The organism is Streptomyces sp. BBFR51 (genome assembly GCF_044591655.1).
In the GTDB taxonomy this organism is placed as follows: Bacteria; Actinomycetota; Actinomycetes; order Streptomycetales; family Streptomycetaceae; genus Streptomyces.
In genome coordinates this window covers 1,450,942-1,470,923 of sequence record NZ_CP172448.1, presented here as the reverse complement: position 1 = coordinate 1,470,923, position 19,982 = coordinate 1,450,942, and the positions used below count along the sequence as shown (strand labels likewise).

The following is a 19,982-nucleotide window of genomic DNA, read 5'->3' as shown; positions in this document are numbered from 1 at the left end:
TGATCGATCAAATGGCGCTGGAGGTACTCATGGCACGACCCATCACGGTGGTCACCGGCGGCGGCCGGGGGATCGGCGCGGCGACCTGTCTGCGGCTCGCGGCGGACGGACACGACGTCGTCGTGGGCTACGCGCGAGACTCGGCGGCCGCCCAGACGGTCGTGGCGGGGGTGCGCGAGGCGGGCGGCCACGCCGTCGCGGTGCGGGGGGACACCTCCGTCGAGGCCGACGTCGAGCGGCTCTTCGACGTGGCCGAGGAGCGGCTCGGCGCGGTGACGGGTCTGGTGAACAACGCGGCCGTGACCGGACCGCTGGGGCGGCTCGCCGACAGCGACACCGCGGACCTGCGCCGGGTGCTCGACGTCAACCTGCTGGGCGTCCTGCTGTGCACCCGGCGGGCCGCGCGGCTGATGACGGAGCGGGGGAGCGGCGTGATCGTGAACGTGTCGTCGGGCGCCGCGACCCTCGGCAGCCCGGGGGAGTACGTCCACTACGCGGCGACCAAGGCGGGTGTCGACGCCCTGACGCTGGGTCTGGCCAAGGAGCTCGGCCCGGACGGGATCCGGGTCAACGCCGTCGCGCCCGGGGTGATCGACACCGAGATGCACGCGGCGGCGGGCGACGCGGACCGGGCGCGGCGGATGGGGGCGGCGGTGCCGATGGGCCGTGCGGGACGGGCGGAGGAGATCGCGGCGGCGATCTCCTGGCTGATGTCGCCCGACGCGTCGTACACGACGGGGACCGTGCTCCGGGTGGCGGGCGGACGCTGACGCCGAACCGGCGCGCGGGCGGCGCCGAGCCGCTCAGGCCGCCTCGATGACCTCGCCGCGGATCGCGGTCGCCCACTCGACCACCAGCAACTCGTACTCCACACGCTCCTGCGCCGACAGGGTCCCGCCCGCGCGCCGCCACAGGGCACGGATCTGATCGTTCAGTTCCGCGGCGGACCGCACGGAACCAGGAGTCACGTAATCGGGGGACATGCGGACAAGCCTAGGGGCAAGCACTGACACTGCGCTACCGGACGGCTACACAAGCGGGGGCGGCAGGCGTGAGGTCAGCCGGACGACTCCGCGGCGTGCGGGCTGAGGGCACCGGTCGCGACCAGGGCGATGATGACGATGCCGAGCGCGATGCGGTACCAGACGAACGGCATGAAGCTCTTGGTGGAGATGAACTTCATGAACCAGGCGATGACCGCGTACCCGACCCCGAAGGCGATGACCGTCGCGAAGAGCGTCGGTCCCCAGGAGACGTGGTCGCTCTCCATCGCGTCCTTCAGCTCGAACACGCCGGAGGCGAGCACCGCCGGGACCGCGAGGAGGAACGAGTACCGGGCGGCGGCCTCGCGCCGGTAGCCCATGAACAGGCCGCCGCTGATGGTCGCGCCGGAGCGGGAGACGCCGGGGACGAGGGCCGCCGCCTGGCACAGGCCGTAGATCAGGCCGTCCCGGACGCCCAGGTTCTCCAGTTCCTTGCGCTGCTGGGGCGCGCGGTGCCGGCCGCCCTTCTCGTCCCGGGCGGCCATCCGGTCGGCGACGCCGATGATCACGCCGACGACGATCAGCATCGTCGCGGTGATGCGCAGGTCACGGAAGGGACCCTCGATCTGGTCCTTGAGCGTCAGGCCGAGCACGCCGATCGGGATCGAGCCGACGATCACCAGCCAGCCCATGCGCGCGTCGGAGTTGTGGCGCATGGACTTGTCGGTGAGCGAGCGCGTCCACGCCGAGATGATCCGCCCGATGTCCTTGCGGAAGTAGATGAGGACCGCCGCCTCGGTGCCGATCTGCGTGATCGCCGTGAAGGCCGCGCCCGGGTCGTGCCAGCCGGAGAACGCCGCGGTCAGACGCAGGTGCGCGCTGGACGACACGGGGAGGAACTCGGTCAGCCCCTGGACGAGTCCGAGGACGAGGGATTCAAACCAAGACATGAGGTTACGGAGTCCAAGTGCCGATCGAGAAAGGGGCGACGGGCACGCCGAACCGCCGCGGGAGTGATCAGGACCAGGCGTGCCGAGGGGCAGCGTAGCGCCCTTAAATGAAGTCCAGGCGACAGGGGTGGAGCGGCTCCTACGCCGCCGCGGGGCCCGTCACCGTCCAGCCGGGGGCCTGCGGATGAGCGGTCAGGTCTTCGTGCCGGACGGTGTCGCCGCAGGCCGGGCAGGTGACCTGTGGGACCAGTTCGTGGCCGCAGACGTGCTCGATCACCATGGGGCGGTCGTCTTCCGCTCGCAGGTGCCGGTCGCCCCAGGCCATGAGGGTCATCAGGACCGGTTCCAGCTCCAGTCCCGCGCGGGTCGGCCGGTACTCGAAGCGCTGCGGGCGCTCGCTGTACGGCTGCTTGACCAGGATCCCCGCCTCGACGAGCCGCCGCAGCCGGGTGGCGAGGACGTCGCGCGGGGCGCCGGTGTTGCGCACGAGCTGGTCGAAACGGCCGTTGCCGAGGCAGACCTCGCGCAGGACGAGCAGGGAGTACTTCTCGCCGACGAGCGCCAGGGTGTCGGCGATCGAGCAGGGACGCGGGTTCTTGGGGGCGGCGGCCATGGCATCCACTCTAGGGGAGGGTTTGTTTTTCCAACTCGCAAGGCTATGGTGAGTCCAGATTTCCTACTCACTGGTAGTCGCCGGCAGCCGGAGGGCCCCGCCATGCGTGACGCAGTCGTCGTCGAAGCCGTACGCACCCCCATGGGCAAGGGCAAGCCGAACGGAGCCCTCGCCCACGTCCACCCCGTGGAACTCCTCGCGCACACGCTGCGCACCCTCGTCGAGCGGTCCGGCGTCGACCCGGCGCTCATCGACGACGTCATCGGAGGCACCGTCGACCAGGTCGGCGAGCAGGCCATGAACACCACCCGCTACGCCCTGCTGTCGGCGGGCCTGCCCGAGTCCGTCCCCGCGACCACAGTGGACCGCCAGTGCGGCTCCTCCCAGCAGGCCGTCCACTTCGCCGCGCAGGGCGTCATGGCCGGGGCGTACGACCTCGTCGTCGCCTGCGGGGTCGAGTCGATGAGCCGCGTGCCGATGTGGTCGAACGTGCCGCCCGGCAAGGACCCCTTCGGGCCGGGCGTCGCCGCCCGCTACCCGGAGGGGCTCGTCCCGCAGGGCATCGGCGCCGAGCTGATCGCCGCCAAGTGGTCGCTCACCCGGGAGCGGATGGACGCCTTCGCCGTCGCCTCCCACCACAAGGCCGCCACCGCCTGGGACACCGGACGCTTCGACGCGGAGATCGCACCCCTGGACGGCGTGGCGCGCGACGAGTGCGTACGGCCGGGCAGCAGCGTCGAGATCCTCGCCGGCCTGCGGCCCGCCTACCACGACCCGGCCTTCGCGCAGCGGTTCCCGCAGATCGAGTGGAACGTCACCGCGGGCAACGCGAGCCCGGTCAACGACGGCGCCTCGGCCGTGCTGATCACCTCGAGCGAGACCGCGGCCCGCCTCGGCCTGCGTCCGCTCGCCCGGCTGCACAGCTTCGCCGTCACCGGCTCCGACCCGCTCCTGATGCTGACCGGCGTCGTCCCGGCCACCGAGAAGGTGCTGCGCAGGGCGTCGCTCTCCCTGGGCGACATCGACCTGTTCGAGGTCAACGAGGCCTTCGCGAGCGTCGTGCTGGCCTGGCAGCAGGAGACCGGCGCCGACCTCGACAAGGTCAACGTGCACGGCGGGGCCATAGCGCTGGGCCATCCGCTCGGTGCGAGCGGCACCCGGCTGACCACCACCCTCGTCCACGCCCTGCACGAACGCGGCGCCCGCTACGCGCTGCAGACCATGTGCGAGGCGGGCGGACTCGCCAACGCCATGATCCTGGAAGCGGTGTGACGCCTCGTCAGAGCCCGCGCAGCCGGTGCCGCTTGCGCCAGGCCACCACGGCGCCCGCGAGCCCCGGCAGGGCGATGCAGGCCAGCGCGATCAGGAAGGCAGGCGAGGTCGGCGTCGAGGCGCGGGCACCGGCGACGACGTAGGCGGCGGTGTTGGGGATCGATCCGAGACCCGTCGCCAGCAGGAAGGGCAGCAGGCCCATGCGGGACACGGCGGCGCAGTAGTTGGCGGCGGCGAACGGCACCCCGGGGAACAGCCGCGCGGCCAGCATCGAGCGGAAACCATGCCTGCTGAGCTGCCCGTCCGCGGCCTTCAGCCACTTGCCCCGCAGCAGCGGGCGCAACGCCTCCTGGCCGAGCACCCGGCCGAGGCAGAAGGCGATTCCGGCGCCGAGCACCGTCCCCGCCAGCGCGGAGGCGAGGCCCAGCTGCGAGCCGAACAGGGCGCCCGCGGCCAGGTTGAGCAGCGGACGCGGCACGAAGGCGACCGTGCACAGCCCGTACGCCACCGCGTAGGCGAGAGCGGCCGCGGCTCCGCCGAGTTGAGGCGGCCACCCGTTCGTCAGCAACTGCTGCGGCTGGAACAGCACCACCGCCGTCGCGGCCGAGGCCAGCAGGGCGACGAGCAGCGAGAGCCGCGACCACGGAGAGAGCAGCACTCGCGTCACGCGGGCGGCGAAGCCGGTCGGTGCGACCGGCGGGACCGGCCCGGCGGCGGTGGCGACGGCGAGCTCCGTCGCGGCGGTCCGGGGAGAGACCGTGGCGGTGCCCCCAGAGCGGGTGGTGGCATCGAGCATCCGGTGACACTAACCGACAAATGTGTGTGATCGCCGTATGGTGCGTCTCATGAGCGTCACAGCCAGGGGAATTCCGGCCGCGCCGCACAGCCCGCTCGCCGACACCGTGCTGGAGCGGCTCACCGTCGTGTACGCCGCCGAGGCCGATCCCGAACGCGCCGTCGAGATCCGGGCGTACATGAGGGACGTGGCGCCCTTCCTGGGCCTGACCTCGCCCGTTCGCCGTGCCCTGTCCCGCACCGTGCTGGAGGGCGTGCCCCGCCCCAGCGAGTCGGACTGCACGGCGATCGCGCTGCGTTGCTGGCGGCTGCCCGAGCGCGAGTACCACTACTTCGCCGTCGACTTCCTGCGCCGGCATGTGACGCATTGCTCTTCCGGATTCCTGCCCGTGGTCCGCCACCTGCTCACCACGGTGCCCTGGTGGGACACCGTCGACCTACTCGCCGCGCACGTCGTCGGAGCGCTGGTCACGGCCGACCGCGGCCTGACGGCCGACATGGACGCCTGGATCGGGGACGAGGACCTCTGGCTGGTCCGCGCGGCGCTGCTGCACCAACTGCGCTACAGGGAACGCACCGACACCGACCGCCTCTTCGGCTACTGCCTGCGCCAGTCGGACCACGGCGACTTCTTCGTCCGCAAGGCCATCGGCTGGTGCCTGCGCGAGTACGCCAAGACCGCCCCGGACGCCGTACGCGCCTTCGTGGCCGAGCACCGGACACGCCTGGCCCCGCTGTCCGTGCGGGAGGCACTGCGGACCATCGGCCCGTAGCGCGGGACGCCACGGTTCTCGAACTCCCGTTCCCTCAAAAACCATTCGACGTGGGACGACGCGTCGGCAAGGATCGGCGTCATGTTCCGGTACGCCTTCCACCTCGCAGCATCCGCGGTCGCGGATGCCCCGAAGGCTGCCGTTCCCTTCTTCAAGGCCGTGACGGCCGCAGTCGACGGCGCCCGAAGCTGACCCTCCCCGGATCGTCCGGCGGACCCCGCAGGGGGAGGGTCGGCCGGCCCCAGGGGTCCCCAACACCGCCACGAGGCTTCGAGGTACCGCCATGTCCAAGACGGCGTACGTCCGCACCAAACCGCATCTGAACATCGGCACGATGGGCCATGTCGACCACGGCAAGACCACCCTGACCGCCGCCATCACCAAGGTCCTCGCCGAGCGCGGCGCCGGCAGCACCACCCGGTACGTCTCGTTCGACCGCATCGACCGTGCCCCGGAGGAGGCGGCGCGCGGCATCACCATCAACATCGCGCACGTCGAGTACGAGACCGACACCCGGCACTACGCCCACGTCGACATGCCGGGCCACGCCGACTACGTCAAGAACATGGTCACCGGCGCCGCCCAGCTCGACGGGGCGATCCTCGTCGTGTCCGCGCTGGACGGGATCATGCCGCAGACCGCCGAACACGTGCTGCTCGCCCGGCAGGTGGGCGTCGACCACATCGTGGTCGCGCTCAACAAGGCGGACGCCGGGGACGAGGAGCTGACCGACCTCGTGGAGCTGGAGGTCCGCGAGCTGCTCACCGCGCACGGCTACGGCGGCGACGCCGTGCCCGTCGTACGGGTCTCGGGACTCAAGGCACTGGAGGGCGACCCGAGGTGGACGGCCTCCGTGCAGGCGCTGCTCGACGCCGTGGACACGTACGTGCCCATGCCCGAGCGGTACCTGGACGCGCCGTTCCTGCTGTCGGTGGAGAACGTGCTCACCATCACCGGCCGGGGCACCGTCGTCACCGGAGCCGTCGAGCGCGGCACCGTCCGCGTCGGCGACCGGGTCGAGGTGCTCGGGGCGTCGGTCGACACGGTCGTCACCGGCCTGGAGACCTTCGGCAAGCCGATGCAGGAGGCGCAGGCCGGGGACAACGTGGCGCTGCTGCTGCGCGGGGTCGCCCGCGACACGGTGCGCCGGGGGCACGTGGTCGCCGCGCCCGGCAGCGTCGTGCCCGCGCGGCGCTTCACGGCACGGGTGTACGTGCTGTCGGCGCGCGAGGGCGGACGATCGACGCCACTCGCCACCGGATACCGGCCGCAGTTCTACATCCGCACCGCGGACGTGGTCGGCGACGTGGACCTCGGCGAGACGGCCGTCGCCCGGCCCGGGGACACGGTCACGATGACCGTGGAGCTGGGCCGGGACATGCCACTGGAGCCCGGACTCGGATTCGCCATTCGCGAGGGCGGGCGCACCGTGGGCGCGGGGACCGTGACCGCCGTCGGCTGAGGCCGGTGACGGGCGCGAGGCGCTTGGCACAATGGGGCGGGTGAACGAAGCCATACCCGTCAGCCGCGACACCGACCACGGCACCGCCAAGCTCATGCCCGACGTCGACCGGCGTCGGGCATGGCTGCTCACCGTCGACGGGGCCCCGCAGTCGTACGTCGACCTGGACGAGCCGGCGCACCTGGAGTTCGAGTACACGCGCCGGCTCGGCCACGTCCTGGACACCGTCGCCGAGCCGGGGCGGGCGCTGGACGTACTGCACCTGGGCGGCGGAGCGTTCACCCTGCCCCGGTACCTGGCGGCCACCCGGCCCGGCTCGCGACAGGACGTCGTGGAGGCCGACCGGGGGCTGCTCGACCTGATCGCCGAGCACCTGCCGCTGCCCCGGGACGCGGGCATCACCGCGCACGGCGCCGATGCCCGCGCCTGGCTGGAGAACGCACCCGCCGACTCGGCCGACGTACTGGTCGCCGATGTCTTCGGGGGCTCACGCGTGCCAGCGCACCTGACCTCCGTCGCCTACGCGCGCGAGACCGCACGGGTCCTGCGCGCCGACGGCGTGTACGTGGCCAACCTGGCCGACGCGGCGCCGTTCGGCTTCCTGCGCGGCCAACTGGCCGGGTTCGCCGCGTGCTTCGAGGCACTGGCGCTCATCGCCGAACCCGGGGTGCTGCGGGGGCGGCGCTTCGGCAACGCGGTCCTCGTCGCCGCGCACCGGCCCCTGGACACGGCGACGCTGGCCCGGCGCACCGCCGCCGACGCCTTCCCGGCCCGGGTCGAGCACGGGCCCGCCCTGCGGGACTTCATCGGCGACGCCCGGCCGGTGCGCGACGAGGACGCCGTACCGTCGCCCGAGCCGCCCGCCGGCGCGTTCGGCATCGGCTGAGCGGCGGGCGGGTGCGGCCCGGCGGACACCGCCGGGCCCCGGTGCGACTACGACTCGGTCGGCGGTTCCTCGGTGAGACGCACGGTGCTGAGGATCTTCTGGATCGTCGCCTCCGGGACCTCCTCGTCGACGCCCTTGGCGCCGTAGAGGTTCCAGGTGACGAAGTCGCCCGCGCTGTTCTTGAACGCGAAGGTGATCGCCTTGCCCTCGGTGTCGCACTTCCCCTTCTTCTTCGCGCCCTCCGAGTGGGCCGTGATGACGCTGCCCTTGATGCCGGACGCGGTGGTGTACGCCTTCGGCTTGCCGTACTTGACGGCCTTCTTGTCCGGCTCGGTGAAACCGCCGTAGATCCACCACGGCACCCGCGTCTCGGCCGCCTGGTCGGTGGTCTTGGCGCCGCTCTCACCGCGGGTACCCGTGGTGGCGAGGGCGGTGCTCTCCTTGCGGCCGTCCTTGTTCTCGTCGGTCGTGCACCACTCGGACTTCAGATAGGCCGGGGCGGTGACGGTGGTGCGGTCGGTCTTGCCGTCCTCTTCCCACTCGAAACCGACGCTGGTGTCGGTGCTGTCGAGCTCCCAGTCCGCGGGCACGTCGAAGATCGTGCCGAAGCGCGGGTTGGCGACGACCTTCCAGCCGTCGACGGTGGCCTTCGCCCCCTCGCCGCCGCGCGGGTTCTCGTCGGAGCCGGACGCGCTCGGGTCGGTGGAGGGGGTTTGGGACTTCTTCGCGGGCGCGCTCGCGGACGGCTTCTTGCCCTTGCCGTCGTCCGCCTTGTCGTCCTTGTCACCGCCGAGCACCAGGAACCCGGTGACACCGGCGGCCACCACCACCGCGAGGGACGCGATGATCGCGACCAGCTTCGTCCGGTTGCCCCCGCCGCCCCGGCCCGGCGGGGGCTGTGGAGCCCCGGCGGGCTGCGGAGCGCCCCACTGCTGCTGCCCGTACGTGCCGGGCTGCTGCTGGTAGCCGGGCTGCTGATAGGGATTCGGCTGCTGGTACCCCGGCTGCTGGTACGGATTGTCCTGCGGGTTCTGCTCGCCCCCGGGCGGCTGCTGTCCTGGCCACATGAGCAGTCACCCTAATGCCGTCCAGGACACGATTCGGTCACCGGGCCTTGTCAGGGACGTACCGAAGTGGGGGAGGTTCGTCGCTCCGGGGGCACATCGCCTCCTCAGGAGTCCGCCGGGGTGTACTCCCTGACGGTGGCCAGAATCTTGCGGACGGTGGCGTCGGGCACCTCGTCGGCGACGTCGGCGGCGCCGAAGAACGACCAGGAGACGAGGTCGCCGTCGGCGGACTTGAAGGCGAAGGTGGTCGCCTTGCCGTTCACGTCGCACTTGCCCTTCTTCGCCACCCCGGACGACCGGGAGGTGGCCACGCTGCCCTCGATGCCGGAGGCGGTGGTGAAGGACGTCACCGGTCCCGTCGAGACCTTGTCCCGGTCCGGCTGGGTGAAGGCCCCGTAGACCCAGGTCGCGGAGTCCTTCCGGGCGATCTCCTCGGTGCTCCGCGCGCCGTTGTTGCCGCGGGTGCCCGCACTGGCCAGGGGCGTGTAGTCCACCGAGCCGTCCCGGTCGCCGTCCGACCCGCACCACTTCTCCTTCAGGACGGCGGGGGCCTTCATGCCGACCAGGGGCTTCTCGTCGGGGTCGTCGTCCTCGGCGACGTAGGTGACCCAGTCGCGCGACTGCGCTGCCCAGGAGGCCGGTACGTCGAAGGCGATGCCCTGATCGGGGTTGGCCACGAGGGTCCAGCCCTCGACGGTGGGCCGCGGGGCGTCGTCACCGCCGCGCGGGTCGTCGGCGGGGGAGGCCGGGGAGGAGGCGGTGGGGCCGGGGCGGGCCCCGTCGTCCTCGCCGCCGCCCAGGAGGACGGCACCGGTCACGGCGGCGGCGACCACCACGGCGGAGGCGGCGACGATCGCCACCACCTTCGTGCGGCCGTTGCCGGTTCCCCGGCCGGGCGGTCCGCCCGCCGGTCCACCGGACGTGACCGTGGGGGCGTTCCAGGGCGCGGGCTGCCGCTGTCCCGCGTACGGCTGCTGCTGGTAGCCGGGCTGCTGGTACGGGTTGGGCTGCCGCGGGTCCGGTCCGCCGGTGGATGACTGCTCTCCTGGCCACATGGGCGCACAGCATACGGCGATCTTCCCGGGTGCCTGGCCCTGGATGCTACTCGCGGGTAACCTGCCGCCATGAACGCAGATCAGATGTCGATCGGCGAGTTGCTCGCCGCCACGGTGCCGATGGTCCGGACCCTGAACCTCGAGTACCTGGAGACCACTCCGGAGAAGGCCGTCCTGGCCCTGCCGGACCAGAGCGAGTACCGCAACCACGTCGGGGGACCGCACGCCGGAGCCATGTTCACGCTGGGCGAGTCGGCCAGCGGCGCGATCGTGCTGGCCGCCTTCGGCGACCAGCTCTCCCGGGCGGTGCCGCTGCCCGTCTCCGCCGAGATCGCCTTCAAGAAGATCGCCCTCGGCCCGGTCACCGCCACGGCGACGCTCGGCCGCCCGGTCGCCGAGGTCGTCGCCGAACTGGACGCGGGCAGCCGCCCCGAGTTCCCGGTCGGCGTCGCCATCCAGCGCGAGGACGGTGCCGTGACCGGTGAGATGACCGTCATATGGACCCTGCGTCCGGGCGGCTGACGTCCGCCGACCCGGTACGCTTCCCGGTGCGCCTCGAACGAGGCGCACCGGGAACAGGCACGCGAAGCGGAGGATGGGGCGTTGCACGTCCAGGAATGGCTCGACACGGTGCCCGCGGCGGCCGTCTACGCCGTCGTCGCACTGGTCATCGGTCTGGAGAGCCTCGGCATCCCGTTGCCCGGCGAGATCATCCTGGTGTCGGCGGCCCTGCTGTCGTCGCAGCACGGCGGGATCGACCCGGTGGTCCTCGGCGTGTGCGCCACCGCGGGTGCGGTGATCGGCGACTCCATCGGATACGCCATCGGCCGCAAGGGCGGTCGGCCCCTGCTGGCCTGGCTGGGCAGAAAGTTCCCCAGACACTTCAGCGAGGGGCACGTCGCCACCGCCGAGCGGTCCTTCCAGAAGTGGGGCATGTGGGCCGTGTTCTTCGGCCGCTTCGTCGCCCTGCTGCGCATCTTCGCGGGCCCGCTGGCCGGTGTGCTGCGCATGCCGTACTGGAAGTTCCTGATCGCCAACGTGCTCGGCGGCATCGTCTGGGCCGGCGGCACCACCGCCGTGATCTACTACGTCGGCGTCGTCGCCGAGTCCTGGCTCAAGCGCTTCTCATGGCTGGGCCTCGTGCTGGCGGTCGTCATCGGCATCGCCTCCATGCTGATCGTCAAGCGCAAGGCGGGCAAGGCCCAGGCGGAGGCGCAGCCGGTCACCGCCGGGGAGTAGACGCCCCGCAGGGGCGCGGGGCCGTGTCGATCCGCGGCTCCGCCGCGCCGGCGCGAGCAACCCCCACAAGCCGCGGACGGCTGATCACAGAACCTCCCCCATCGCCTCCCGATGCTGCCCGGCCAGCGCCGCGTACACCGTGCCGTTGAGCGTGACCCCCTGACGCTCCTCCTCCGTCAGCTCCCGCCTCACCTTCGCCGGCACCCCCGCGACCAGCGAGCCCGGCGGCACCCGCATGCCCTGCGGGACCAGCGCCTGGGCCGCGACCAGGGAACCGGCGCCGATCACCGCGCCGTTGAGCACGGTGGCGCCCATGCCGATCAGGCAGTCGTCCTCGACGGTCGCGCCGTGCACCACGGCGTTGTGCCCGATGGAGACGCGCTCGCCGACGGTCACCGGGAAGCCGGGGTCGGCGTGGAGGGTGCAGTTGTCCTGGACGTTGCTGTCCGCCCCGACGGAGATCCGCTCGACGTCGCCGCGCAGCACCGCGCCGTACCAGACGCTCGCCCCAGCGTGCAGTGTCACGTCCCCGACGACCGAGGACGTCGGCGCCACGAACGCCTCCGCGTCCACCTTCGGGTTCTTGCCGCCGATACCCGTGATCAGCGCCTTCTGCGTCATCTTCGCCTCCTGCTCGGGTGGTGTACGGCACCGTACGCCACCCGGTGGGGTGAAGATCACAGCACGGCGCGGACCAGGGCGCACCGCGCGCGGACTACCGTGAGCGGGTGCCCAAGCGCAAGAACACGTTCTCGTCCTGGCGGAGCCGCCTCGCGCAGCGGGCCGTCCACGCGGGCTGGGCCTGGGTGCAGCGCACCGGTTCCGTCACCGCGGCGCACCCCGGCCGCTTCCGCTTCGGCGCCCTGGGCACGGGCACCCGGCTCGCCTTCCCGCTCGGCACGGTCTTCGGGGAACCCTGGATCCACGTCGGCGCCCACTGCATCATCGGCGAGCAGGTCACCCTGACCGCGGGGCTCATGCCCGACCTCGACCTCGGGCCCGAGCCGATCCTGCGCATCGGCGACGGAGTCGTCCTCGGCCGCGGCAGCCACGTCATCGCGGACACCACCGTCACCATCGGCAGCGACTGCTACTTCGGCCCGTACGTCTACGTCACCTCCACCAACCACTCCTACGACGACCCGCACCAGCCCATCGGCAAGCAGTGGCCGCGGATGGACCCGGTGGAGATCGGCTCCGGCTGCTGGATCGGCACCGGCGCGGTGATCCTGCCCGGCGCGCGGATCGGCCGGAACGTGGTCGTGGCCGCCGGCGCGGTGGTCCGGGGCACGGTCCCCGACCACGCCGTGGTGGCCGGCGCCCCCGCCCGCGTCGTACGGCGCTGGACGCCCGCGGAGGGCTGGCAGCCGCCGCTGCGGACCCCGGCGCCGGTGCCGATTCCCGACGGGGTCACGCCGGGACAGCTGACGGAGCTGTCGAGGCTGGACGACGAGACGGTGGCCCGGCTGGCCGAGCTGGACGACCCGGCGCCGGCGGCGGGCAGGCTCCCGGAACCGGCCACGGAGAGCTGAGCGGGCGGCAGTCCCGGCCCGGGGCTCAGCCCGTGGCCAGCAGCAGCGTGCCCACCAGGGCGAGGCCCGCCCCCGCCGCCTGCACGGCACGCAGCCGTTCGCTGAGGAACCCGCGTGCGGCCAGCGCGGTCACCACCGGGTAGAGGGAGGCCAGCACGGCGGCCACCGTGACCGGGCCGTGCTGGGCGGCGACCGAGTACGTGCCGTTCGCCGCGACGTCGGCGAGTCCGACGAAGGCCAGCGCCGGCAGCGTGCGCCAGGCCAGTCCCTGCTCGGGCAGCGCGGGGGTGCCGCGCCGGACGGACGCCCACAGCGCCAGGCCGCCCGCGGTGACGTTGGTGACGCGCTGGACGAAGAGGGCGAGGAAGAGACCGGTGAGCGTGGTCGACGCCTCCGCGATGAGGGCCATGACCGCTCCGAAGCCGAACGCCGCGACCAGCGTGAGGGCGACGGCCCGCCGCTGGACCGGCGCACCCCGCAGCTGCGGGCCGCCGGCCAGCACGACCCCCGCGACGGCGACCAGGATGCCGGCGAACTGCGGCAGCCCGGGGCGCTCGCCCAGGGCCAGGCCCACGGTGACCGGGACGGCCACGCCCAGTGAGCCGAGGGGCGAGACGACACCCATCGGGCCCAGGGCGAGCGCCTTGTAGAAGGCGAGCATCGCCACCGGCCCGACCAGCCCGGCGCCGACGGCGAACCACAGGAGGGGGGACGCCTCGCTCCACGCGCCGGTCGCGGCCACGATCGCGCCGAGGACGACGACCGCGATCGACTGGGAGACCACGACCACGGTGAGCGCGGGCAGGCGCCGGGTCAGGACTCCGCCGCCGAAGTCGGCCATGCCCCACAGGAGGCTGGTGGCCAGGGCGAACAGCGCTGTCATGATCCGGTCGCCTCGCAGTACAGTTCGGTGGACCTTCAGGTGCAGCAGACCATAGTTCAACGCATTGCACCGTGTCATCTAAAATAATGTACAAGTCAATGGATGGAATGTGGCGGACCTCGACCTGCTGACCCAGTCCCTGGCGCGCAACGTCAAGCGCTGGCGCACCGAGCGCGGCTTCACCCTGGAGACGCTGGCCGCCCGCGCCGGTGTCAGTCGCGGCATGCTCATCCAGATCGAGCAGGCCCGCACCAACCCCAGCCTCGGCACCGTCGTCAAGATCGGCGACGCGCTCGGCGTCAGCATCACCACCCTGCTCGACTGGGAACAGGGCCCCACGGTCCGCGTCGTCCCCGCCGAGCAGGCGGTACGGCTCTGGGACACCGACGCCGGCAGCTACAGCCGGCTGCTCGCCGGGGTGGAGGCGCCGGGGCCGCTGGAGATGTGGGAGTGGCGGCTGATGCCGGGCGAGAGCAGCCCGTCCGACCCGCATCCGACCGGCACGGTCGAGCTGGTGCACGTGACGGTCGGGGAGCTGACGCTCACCGTGGACGGGGCGACCCACCGCGTCCCGACGGGCGCGAGCGCCTCCTTCGAGTCCGACACCCCGCACACGTACGGCAACGAGGGCGACGGGCCGATGGAGATGATCATGGCGGTTTCGGTGCCGCCCGTCCGCTGAGACGGCCGTTCTCCGCCGCCTCGGCAGTTGTTAGCGTGCCGCCATGCACGCACCCATCGGGAACTTCGACAGCGCGACGCCCGCCCCGGACTGCCTCGACGCACTGACCCGCCCGGTCGCCGACGCCGTACGCCACTGGAGCGGCGCCGTCCCCGCCGACCAGATCCTCTACGTCGACACCGAACCGGAATGGGCCGACACCGCCACCTTCGTCGAGCACTACGGCCGCGAGCTGCTCGAACAGTCCGCGAACTGCGTGGTGGTCAGCGGCAAGCGGGGCGGCGGCACGACGCTCGCCGCCTGTGTGGTGCTCTCCACCACCCGGGTCGACGTCAACGGCGTCGTACGCCGGCACCTCGGGGCGCGCAAGGCATCCTTCGCCCCGATGGACACGGCCACCGGCGAGAGCGGCATGGAGTACGGCGGCATCACCCCGCTCGGTCTCCCGGGCGACTGGCCCGTCCTCGTGGACTCGGCCGTCGTCGACCTGCCGTACGTCCTCGTCGGCAGCGGGCGCCGGCGCGGCAAGCTGCTGGTGCCCGGCAAGGCCTTCGCGCAGCTGCCCGGCGCCGAGGTCCTGGAGGGGCTGGGCGTCGCCTGACCACTCACGCGGTGGCGTGGTGGGCGAGCCCCAGGTGCGGATCCGCCTCGCCCGGGGACGGCGCCGGGTCGGCGTGGACCAGGGCGGCGGTGAGCCGCGGCACCGCGTGCAGCAGGGCGTGCTCGGCCTCGACGGCGATGCGGTGGGCCTGGCGGACGGTCGCCTCGCCGTCCACGACCAGGGCGACCTCGGCGCGCAGCCGGTGCCCGATCCAGCGCAGCCGCAGCTCGCCCACCCCGCGCACGCCGGGGATCTCGCCCAGCACGTGCTCGGCCCGGTCCACCAGTGCCGGGTCGACGGCGTCCATCAGTCGCCGGAACACCTCGCGCGCCGCGTCCCGCAGGACCAGGACGATCGCCGCCGTGATCGCCAACCCCACGACCGGGTCGGCCAGTTGCCAGCCCAGTGCCGCGCCTCCGGCACCCAGCAGCACGGCCAGTGAGGTGTAGCCGTCGGTACGGGCGTGCAGTCCGTCGGCGACCAGCGCGGCGGAGCCGATCTCCCGGCCCACGCGGATCCGGTGGCGGGCCACCCACTCGTTGCCGGCGAAGCCGACCAGCGCGGCCACGGCGACCGCCGGGAGGTGCGCGACCGGACGCGGGTCGAGCAGCCGGTCCACCGCCGTCCACGCCGCGAGGACCGCGGACGCCGTGATCGTCAGGACGATGACGATCCCGGCCAGGTCCTCCGCCCGCCCGTAGCCGTACGTGAAGCGCCGGGTCGCCGCGCGCCGGCCCAGGACGAAGGCGATGCCCAGCGGCACGGCGGTCAGCGCGTCCGCCGTGTTGTGCACCGTGTCGCCGAGCAGTGCCACCGACCCCGACACCACCACCACGGCCGCCTGCGCGACCGCCGTCGCGCCCAGTACCGCCAGCGACACCCACAGCGCGCGCAGTCCGCGGGCCGAGGACTCCAGTGCCGGGTCCAGTTTGTCGGCGCTCTCGTGGGAGTGCGGGGTGAGCCGGTGCGCGAGACGGTGCCATCGGCCGGCGGGGGAGCGGTGGCCCGGGGTGCGGTCGGGGTGGGGGTGCTCGTGGTGCTCGTGGTGCGCGTGCTCGTCACGGGCGTGCTCGTGGTGGTGGTGCCGGTGCGGGTCGCTCATGGGTGCCCCTTCCGGTGTCCCGGTGCGGTCGGTGGACGTCCGCCGCCCACGAAGCCATTATGTGCGTATGAGCGCACGCATGCACCTGTCACCTGCGGATGATGCGCACCCGCGCACCCCGGGCGAGGAGCAGTTCGCTCTCGCCGCCGAGATCCTCGCCCTGCTCGGCGACCGCACCCGCCTGACCCTGCTGCACGCCCTGGCCGGCGGCGAGGCCGATGTCACCACCCTCACCGAGGCGTGCGGAGCCGCCCGGCCGGCGGTCAGCCAGCATCTGGCCAGGCTGCGGCTGGCGGGGCTGGTGAGCACCCGCAAGGAAGGGCGCCGGGTCGTCTACGCGCTGCGCGACGGACATCTGCGCCGCCTGGTCGACGAGGCGCTGAACGTGGCCGACCACCGGCTCGGCGACCGGCCGCTGCACGACTGAGCGGCAGCCCTCAGCCGGTCGTCCGGACGCCGAGGCACTGCTCGGCGAACCACGCCGCCGCGACGGGGGAGTCGAACAGCCGGCGCAGCCGGTCCAGTGCGGCACCCGCGCGGTACGGATCGCCCGACGCCGTGCCGTGGTACATCTCCGCGAGCCACCAGGAGAGCTCCTGGTGGTCCCACACCTCGGCGGACACTGGAGGTATCGACGCCCTCACCTGCCCGAGGGCAGGTGATTCCGGTCCGTACTGCTACGCAGTACCACCACGGGTTCCTGCTTCACGGGCCGCTGCCGACCGGTGAAAGTCGGTCTTACATGGCCTCCGCAGGCCTGACTTCCCGCCCGTCCGGCGGTAGGCCGGACAACTCTGCTGCTCGACGAAGCGACTTCAGCCCTGCCGCTGAGGCCGTGTGGGCGTCATGGGCAGGACGCCCCTCAACTCCACCCTGAAGGATGGGGCGTCGGGCGAGTGTTGCCCGCGCCAGCAGGTCGCGCGCGAGCCCGCGCCGTTCCAGCCCGCGCACGGCCCACTCCTCGATGTACCCCGGCCCGCGGCCGCCGTTCGACGAAATCACGGGTCTCGGTCTCCAGGACCACACAGTCGACGCCCGCGGCGCGCAGGATGTTGCCGGCGGTGAGCCCGGCGGGTCCCGCGCCTACCACGGCGACCCAAAAGCGTTGTGGGGAGCGGGAGTTGAGGTGAGGGGAAGGCGCGGTCACGCGAGCATCATGTCGGCGGCGCGCGGCCCGCGGGAACGGTCGCGGTGGCCCTGCGCGCGGGAAAACACCTGGCGGGCCCGGATCGGCGAAGCTATGCTCCCCGCGATGACTACTCCTCCTGTCGGCAGATTGGGGGACCCGTCCGCGCAAGGTGAGTGCTGATGGCCACTCACTTCGCGAACGGGGACTCCGACTCCCGTCTCTCCCTCTGGCAGCGCGTGCGCGAGTTCGCCGTGCCGCCCTCCATGATCGAGACCGCGACCACCCGCCGCCGTGCCGGGGACTGGGCGGGCGCGTGCGCCGCCGCGGCCGTCGACGTCGACCTCGACCTGCGTTCCGTGGCGCGCAGCCGCGGCCAGTGGCTCGCCTCCGCGATCCGGGCCGACCTGCGGCAGTTCGCTCCCGACCTGCTGCGCTGGCACATGCCGAGAATCGCTCCCGACGGGCTGCTGCGCCCGGGCCTCACGCTCACCCTGGCCCGGTACGACGCCGCGGGCCAGGACGGCGTACGCCCGGTGCACCTCGTGGTCCGTACCCCTCCCGCGTGGGCGGACGGCGGCCAGCGGATCAGCCTCGCCCTGTGGGACGGTTCGGGCCCGGACGCCGGCAGCGCACGGCATCCGCATCCCCGGCCCAGCCGGCGCTTCCGGCTCGACCTGCACCGCCACCTCTGGGACGCGCGCAGAACCGGTGAACTGCGCGTCCGGTCGGGCGCCGACCTGCCGCCCACGCACCCGGACGCGCCGGGGACGTCGCCGCAGGACCGCCACTGGGCCGTCGACCGGTGGGCGGCCGAGGCGGGGATCCTGCTGCGCGCCGACGGACGGCGTGCCCAAGACGCCGGCACCCGGGCGGTCGTCGTACGGGTCGGCGCCGGGCAGCGGCTGGCCCTGGAACTTGACGCGGAGGCCGACAGCGCCGGTCCGCCCGCGCTCCGGATCGTCGCGACCCCTCCGGGCGGCGCCGCCTCCGCGCTGCCGGTGCTCCCCGACGCGGCCACCTGGATACCACCCGACCTCGAACTGCTCCGCGCCGGTGCGATCGACGCCGGACGGCTGCATCCGCTGGTCGCGCCGGCACTGGTGGCTGGCGGACGGGTGGCGACCGCGCCGCCGCGGACGCCGGGTCCGGCGGCAGGGCCGCGGATCGTGGAGTGCCGGGGCGCCCGGCACCGGCTCGACCTCGTCGACGGAGTGCTGGCGGCGCTGGACCACGACCCTGACGAGATCCGCCGCGAGGAACTCCTGGCGGCGCTGACCGGCACTCCGCTGCCCTGTCTCCAGGTCATCGACGAGGCGCACCGGCGTCCGGAGTGCCTCCCCGGCATCCGTGAACGCCTCAACCACGGGGACACCGCCGGTGCCCTCGCCGTCGTCGAGGCTCTGCTGGGCCCCGGCGCACGCCTGCGCGACGGCGCCCTGCGGGACGACCTCGAGGCCGCGGCACTGCGGCGGGTCGCCCACGGGATGTTCCGTGCGGGCCTCGACGAACCCGCTCCGGGACGCGTCTGCCCTGACCGGCACCGGCCCCGCACGGGCCGCTTCCGCCCGCGTCACGCCTCCTTCGACTGACCGGGGACGGTCACTCCCTCCCCGCGCCCGCTCCCACCCACGACCAACACTCAGGTGATGACAAATGACGACTTGTGCTCCCCTTTCCTCGGTGCCGGCCCCTGCCCCTGCCCCTGTCTCTGCTCCCGCCGCGCTCTCCCAGCTCGACGTCGCCGGTGAACTGCTGACGCTCCTGCGCGACGCGACCACCGAGCCGCGGCCCGACACCCAACTGGAGGCCCTCACCCTGGCGGTGGCCGCCGACCTCCCCGTGCTGCTGTGGGGAGAGCCGGGCATCGGCAAGACCGCGGCCCTCACCCAGCTCGCCACCGCCCTGGACCTCCCGCTGACCACCGTGATCGCCAGCGTGCACGAGCCGTCCGACTTCTCCGGGCTGCCCGTCGTCGGCGACGACCCCGCCGAGCAGGGCGTACCGATGGCCCCGCCGGACTGGGCGGTGCGCCTGGTGCGGGCCGGCCGGGGACTGTTGTTCCTCGACGAGCTCTCCACCGCGCCGCCCGCCGTACAGGCCGCGCTGCTCCGCCTCGTCCTCGAACGGCGGATCGGCGCGCTGCGACTGCCGCCCGGCGTCCGGATCGTGGCCGCCGCCAACCCGCGGTCCTCGGCGGCCGACGGCTGGGAGCTGAGCCCGCCCCTGGCCAACCGGTTCGTCCACCTCCAGTGGACCCACGACCACGACGTCGTCGTACGGGGCCTCGGCGGGACCTGGCCCCGGGCGACCCTGCCGAGCCTCGACCCGGCGGGACTGGAGCCGGCCGTGCGCTACGCCCGCCGGGCGGTGTGCGAGTTCCTCACCGCCCGCCCCGGGCTCGTGCACCGGCTGCCGAACGGCGAGACGCGCCGGGGCGGCGCCTGGCCCTCGCCCCGGAGCTGGGAGATGACCCTGTGCCTGATCGCCTTCGCGACCGCGGCCGGCTCGTCCAGGGAAGTGCTCTCCCTGCTGGTGCGGGGGACCGTGGGGGACGGCCCCGGGCTGGAACTGATGGCAGGCCTGGACCGGATGGACCTCCCCGACCCCGAGACGCTGCTCGCCGACCCGGCGGGTGCGGTCCTGCCCGAACGGGGCGACCTGCGCCAGGCCGTACTGGACGGGGTGGTGGCCGCCGTACGCAAGCGGCCGGACAAGTCCCGGTGGGACGCGGCGTGGGCGCTGCTGGCCCGGGCGATGGAGACCGGCGCCCCCGACGTCGTGGTCGTCCCGGCGACGACCCTGGCCGCGCTGCGGCAGCAGGACTGGGACGTCCCGACCGCGATCGAGCGGCTGGCCGGAGCCATGTCCCTGTCCCGGCGCGCGGACCGCGCGGCGGATCGAGCGGCGGCGCGGATCGCGGGCGCCGCGAAGGCGGGCCGATGAACCCGGGTCGCCCGA

The 19,982-nt window shown here is 73.2% G+C and carries 23 protein-coding genes and 1 pseudogene; 13 read left to right on the top strand and 11 right to left on the bottom strand.

The window, feature by feature from the left end; all coding sequences use genetic code 11:
• Positions 1-29 precede the first annotated feature (29 nt).
• Positions 30-770 carry an SDR family NAD(P)-dependent oxidoreductase gene (locus ACGH7X_RS06585; protein ID WP_399882537.1) on the top strand — a complete coding sequence of 247 codons (741 nt, stop codon included), beginning with the start codon at positions 30-32 and terminating at the stop codon, positions 768-770.
• A 33-nt stretch (positions 771-803) separates the two neighbouring features.
• Here ACGH7X_RS06585 and ACGH7X_RS06580 read toward each other — a convergent pair whose 3' ends face one another.
• From ACGH7X_RS06580 to ACGH7X_RS06570, 3 genes are all read right to left on the bottom strand, one after another.
• Positions 804-983 carry a hypothetical protein gene (locus tag ACGH7X_RS06580; protein ID WP_052838833.1) on the bottom strand — a complete coding sequence of 60 codons (180 nt, stop codon included), beginning with the start codon at positions 981-983 and terminating at the stop codon, positions 804-806.
• Between the two features lie 74 nt (positions 984-1,057).
• On the bottom strand, positions 1,058-1,933 hold the full coding sequence (locus ACGH7X_RS06575) for an undecaprenyl-diphosphate phosphatase (protein WP_399882536.1): 876 nt from the start codon (positions 1,931-1,933) through the stop codon (positions 1,058-1,060).
• 139 nt (positions 1,934-2,072) lie between these two features.
• Positions 2,073-2,546, bottom strand: coding sequence for a winged helix-turn-helix transcriptional regulator (locus tag ACGH7X_RS06570; protein WP_399882534.1), 474 nt, complete (start codon positions 2,544-2,546; stop codon positions 2,073-2,075).
• Positions 2,547-2,648: 102 nt separating this feature from the next.
• On the opposite strand from ACGH7X_RS06570, the gene ACGH7X_RS06565 reads away from it, so the two are divergent.
• Positions 2,649-3,818: a thiolase family protein gene (locus ACGH7X_RS06565; RefSeq protein WP_399882532.1), complete on the top strand. Its 1,170-nt coding sequence runs from the start codon at positions 2,649-2,651 to the stop codon at positions 3,816-3,818.
• Positions 3,819-3,825: 7 nt separating this feature from the next.
• Here the strand turns inward: ACGH7X_RS06565 and ACGH7X_RS06560 are convergent, their stop codons facing one another.
• Positions 3,826-4,614 carry a TVP38/TMEM64 family protein gene (locus tag ACGH7X_RS06560; RefSeq protein ID WP_399882530.1) on the bottom strand — a complete coding sequence of 263 codons (789 nt, stop codon included), beginning with the start codon at positions 4,612-4,614 and terminating at the stop codon, positions 3,826-3,828.
• A 49-nt stretch (positions 4,615-4,663) separates the two neighbouring features.
• Between ACGH7X_RS06560 and ACGH7X_RS06555 the strand changes: the two genes are divergently transcribed.
• The 3 genes from ACGH7X_RS06555 (at position 4,664) to ACGH7X_RS06545 (ending at position 7,734) form a co-directional block, all read left to right on the top strand.
• A complete protein-coding gene (locus tag ACGH7X_RS06555) occupies positions 4,664-5,386 on the top strand; it encodes a DNA alkylation repair protein (RefSeq protein WP_399882528.1) in 723 nt (240 codons plus the stop codon).
• Between the two features lie 283 nt (positions 5,387-5,669).
• A complete protein-coding gene (gene tuf, locus ACGH7X_RS06550; RefSeq protein WP_399882526.1) occupies positions 5,670-6,848 on the top strand; it encodes an elongation factor Tu in 1,179 nt (392 codons plus the stop codon).
• 40 nt (positions 6,849-6,888) lie between these two features.
• Positions 6,889-7,734, top strand: coding sequence for a spermidine synthase (locus tag ACGH7X_RS06545; protein WP_399882524.1), 846 nt, complete (start codon positions 6,889-6,891; stop codon positions 7,732-7,734).
• 47 nt (positions 7,735-7,781) lie between these two features.
• On the opposite strand, the gene ACGH7X_RS06540 is transcribed toward ACGH7X_RS06545, so the two are convergent.
• Positions 7,782-8,801 carry a hypothetical protein gene (locus ACGH7X_RS06540; protein ID WP_399882523.1) on the bottom strand — a complete coding sequence of 340 codons (1,020 nt, stop codon included), beginning with the start codon at positions 8,799-8,801 and terminating at the stop codon, positions 7,782-7,784.
• Positions 8,802-8,905: 104 nt separating this feature from the next.
• Positions 8,906-9,856 (bottom strand): hypothetical protein, encoded by a 951-nt coding sequence (locus tag ACGH7X_RS06535; protein WP_399882521.1) that lies wholly within the window; start codon positions 9,854-9,856, stop codon positions 8,906-8,908.
• Positions 9,857-9,940: 84 nt separating this feature from the next.
• On the opposite strand from ACGH7X_RS06535, the gene ACGH7X_RS06530 reads away from it, so the two are divergent.
• A complete protein-coding gene (locus ACGH7X_RS06530) occupies positions 9,941-10,378 on the top strand; it encodes a DUF4442 domain-containing protein (RefSeq protein WP_399896823.1) in 438 nt (145 codons plus the stop codon).
• Positions 10,379-10,459: 81 nt separating this feature from the next.
• The gene (locus tag ACGH7X_RS06525; protein WP_399882519.1) at positions 10,460-11,095 is read left to right on the top strand and encodes a DedA family protein; all 636 of its coding nucleotides are present in this window, start codon (positions 10,460-10,462) and stop codon (positions 11,093-11,095) included.
• Between the two features lie 84 nt (positions 11,096-11,179).
• Here ACGH7X_RS06525 and ACGH7X_RS06520 read toward each other — a convergent pair whose 3' ends face one another.
• Positions 11,180-11,716, bottom strand: a complete 537-nt coding sequence (locus ACGH7X_RS06520; protein WP_399882517.1) for a gamma carbonic anhydrase family protein — start codon at positions 11,714-11,716, stop codon at positions 11,180-11,182.
• A 107-nt stretch (positions 11,717-11,823) separates the two neighbouring features.
• Between ACGH7X_RS06520 and ACGH7X_RS06515 the strand changes: the two genes are divergently transcribed.
• Positions 11,824-12,627 (top strand): acyltransferase, encoded by an 804-nt coding sequence (locus tag ACGH7X_RS06515; RefSeq protein ID WP_399882515.1) that lies wholly within the window; start codon positions 11,824-11,826, stop codon positions 12,625-12,627.
• Between the two features lie 25 nt (positions 12,628-12,652).
• Here ACGH7X_RS06515 and ACGH7X_RS06510 read toward each other — a convergent pair whose 3' ends face one another.
• Entirely contained in the window at positions 12,653-13,510 is an 858-nt protein-coding gene (locus ACGH7X_RS06510) for an EamA family transporter (protein WP_399882513.1), read from the bottom strand.
• Positions 13,511-13,619: 109 nt separating this feature from the next.
• Between ACGH7X_RS06510 and ACGH7X_RS06505 the strand changes: the two genes are divergently transcribed.
• Together ACGH7X_RS06505 and ACGH7X_RS06500 are read left to right on the top strand one after the other, a co-directional pair.
• On the top strand, positions 13,620-14,192 hold the full coding sequence (locus tag ACGH7X_RS06505; protein ID WP_399882511.1) for a helix-turn-helix domain-containing protein: 573 nt from the start codon (positions 13,620-13,622) through the stop codon (positions 14,190-14,192).
• Positions 14,193-14,235: 43 nt separating this feature from the next.
• Complete coding sequence (locus ACGH7X_RS06500; protein WP_399882509.1) at positions 14,236-14,793, top strand: YbaK/EbsC family protein; 558 nt, start codon at positions 14,236-14,238, stop codon at positions 14,791-14,793.
• A gap of 4 nt (positions 14,794-14,797) precedes the next feature.
• Here ACGH7X_RS06500 and ACGH7X_RS06495 read toward each other — a convergent pair whose 3' ends face one another.
• Positions 14,798-15,895: a cation diffusion facilitator family transporter gene (locus tag ACGH7X_RS06495; RefSeq protein ID WP_399882507.1), complete on the bottom strand. Its 1,098-nt coding sequence runs from the start codon at positions 15,893-15,895 to the stop codon at positions 14,798-14,800.
• A 67-nt stretch (positions 15,896-15,962) separates the two neighbouring features.
• Between ACGH7X_RS06495 and ACGH7X_RS06490 the strand changes: the two genes are divergently transcribed.
• Positions 15,963-16,322, top strand: coding sequence for an ArsR/SmtB family transcription factor (locus ACGH7X_RS06490; protein ID WP_399882506.1), 360 nt, complete (start codon positions 15,963-15,965; stop codon positions 16,320-16,322).
• Between the two features lie 10 nt (positions 16,323-16,332).
• On the opposite strand, the gene ACGH7X_RS06485 is transcribed toward ACGH7X_RS06490, so the two are convergent.
• Together ACGH7X_RS06485 and ACGH7X_RS06480 are read right to left on the bottom strand one after the other, a co-directional pair.
• A complete protein-coding gene (locus tag ACGH7X_RS06485; RefSeq protein WP_399882504.1) occupies positions 16,333-16,518 on the bottom strand; it encodes a hypothetical protein in 186 nt (61 codons plus the stop codon).
• Positions 16,519-16,795: 277 nt separating this feature from the next.
• Positions 16,796-17,042 (bottom strand): annotated as a pseudogene (locus tag ACGH7X_RS06480) (FAD-dependent monooxygenase); the annotation flags it as partial.
• A gap of 161 nt (positions 17,043-17,203) precedes the next feature.
• Here ACGH7X_RS06480 and ACGH7X_RS06475 point away from each other — a divergent pair.
• Complete coding sequence (locus ACGH7X_RS06475; protein WP_399882502.1) at positions 17,204-18,613, top strand: hypothetical protein; 1,410 nt, start codon at positions 17,204-17,206, stop codon at positions 18,611-18,613.
• 64 nt (positions 18,614-18,677) lie between these two features.
• Positions 18,678-19,967 carry an AAA family ATPase gene (locus tag ACGH7X_RS06470; protein WP_399882500.1) on the top strand — a complete coding sequence of 430 codons (1,290 nt, stop codon included), beginning with the start codon at positions 18,678-18,680 and terminating at the stop codon, positions 19,965-19,967.
• Positions 19,968-19,982: the final 15 nt, after the last annotated feature.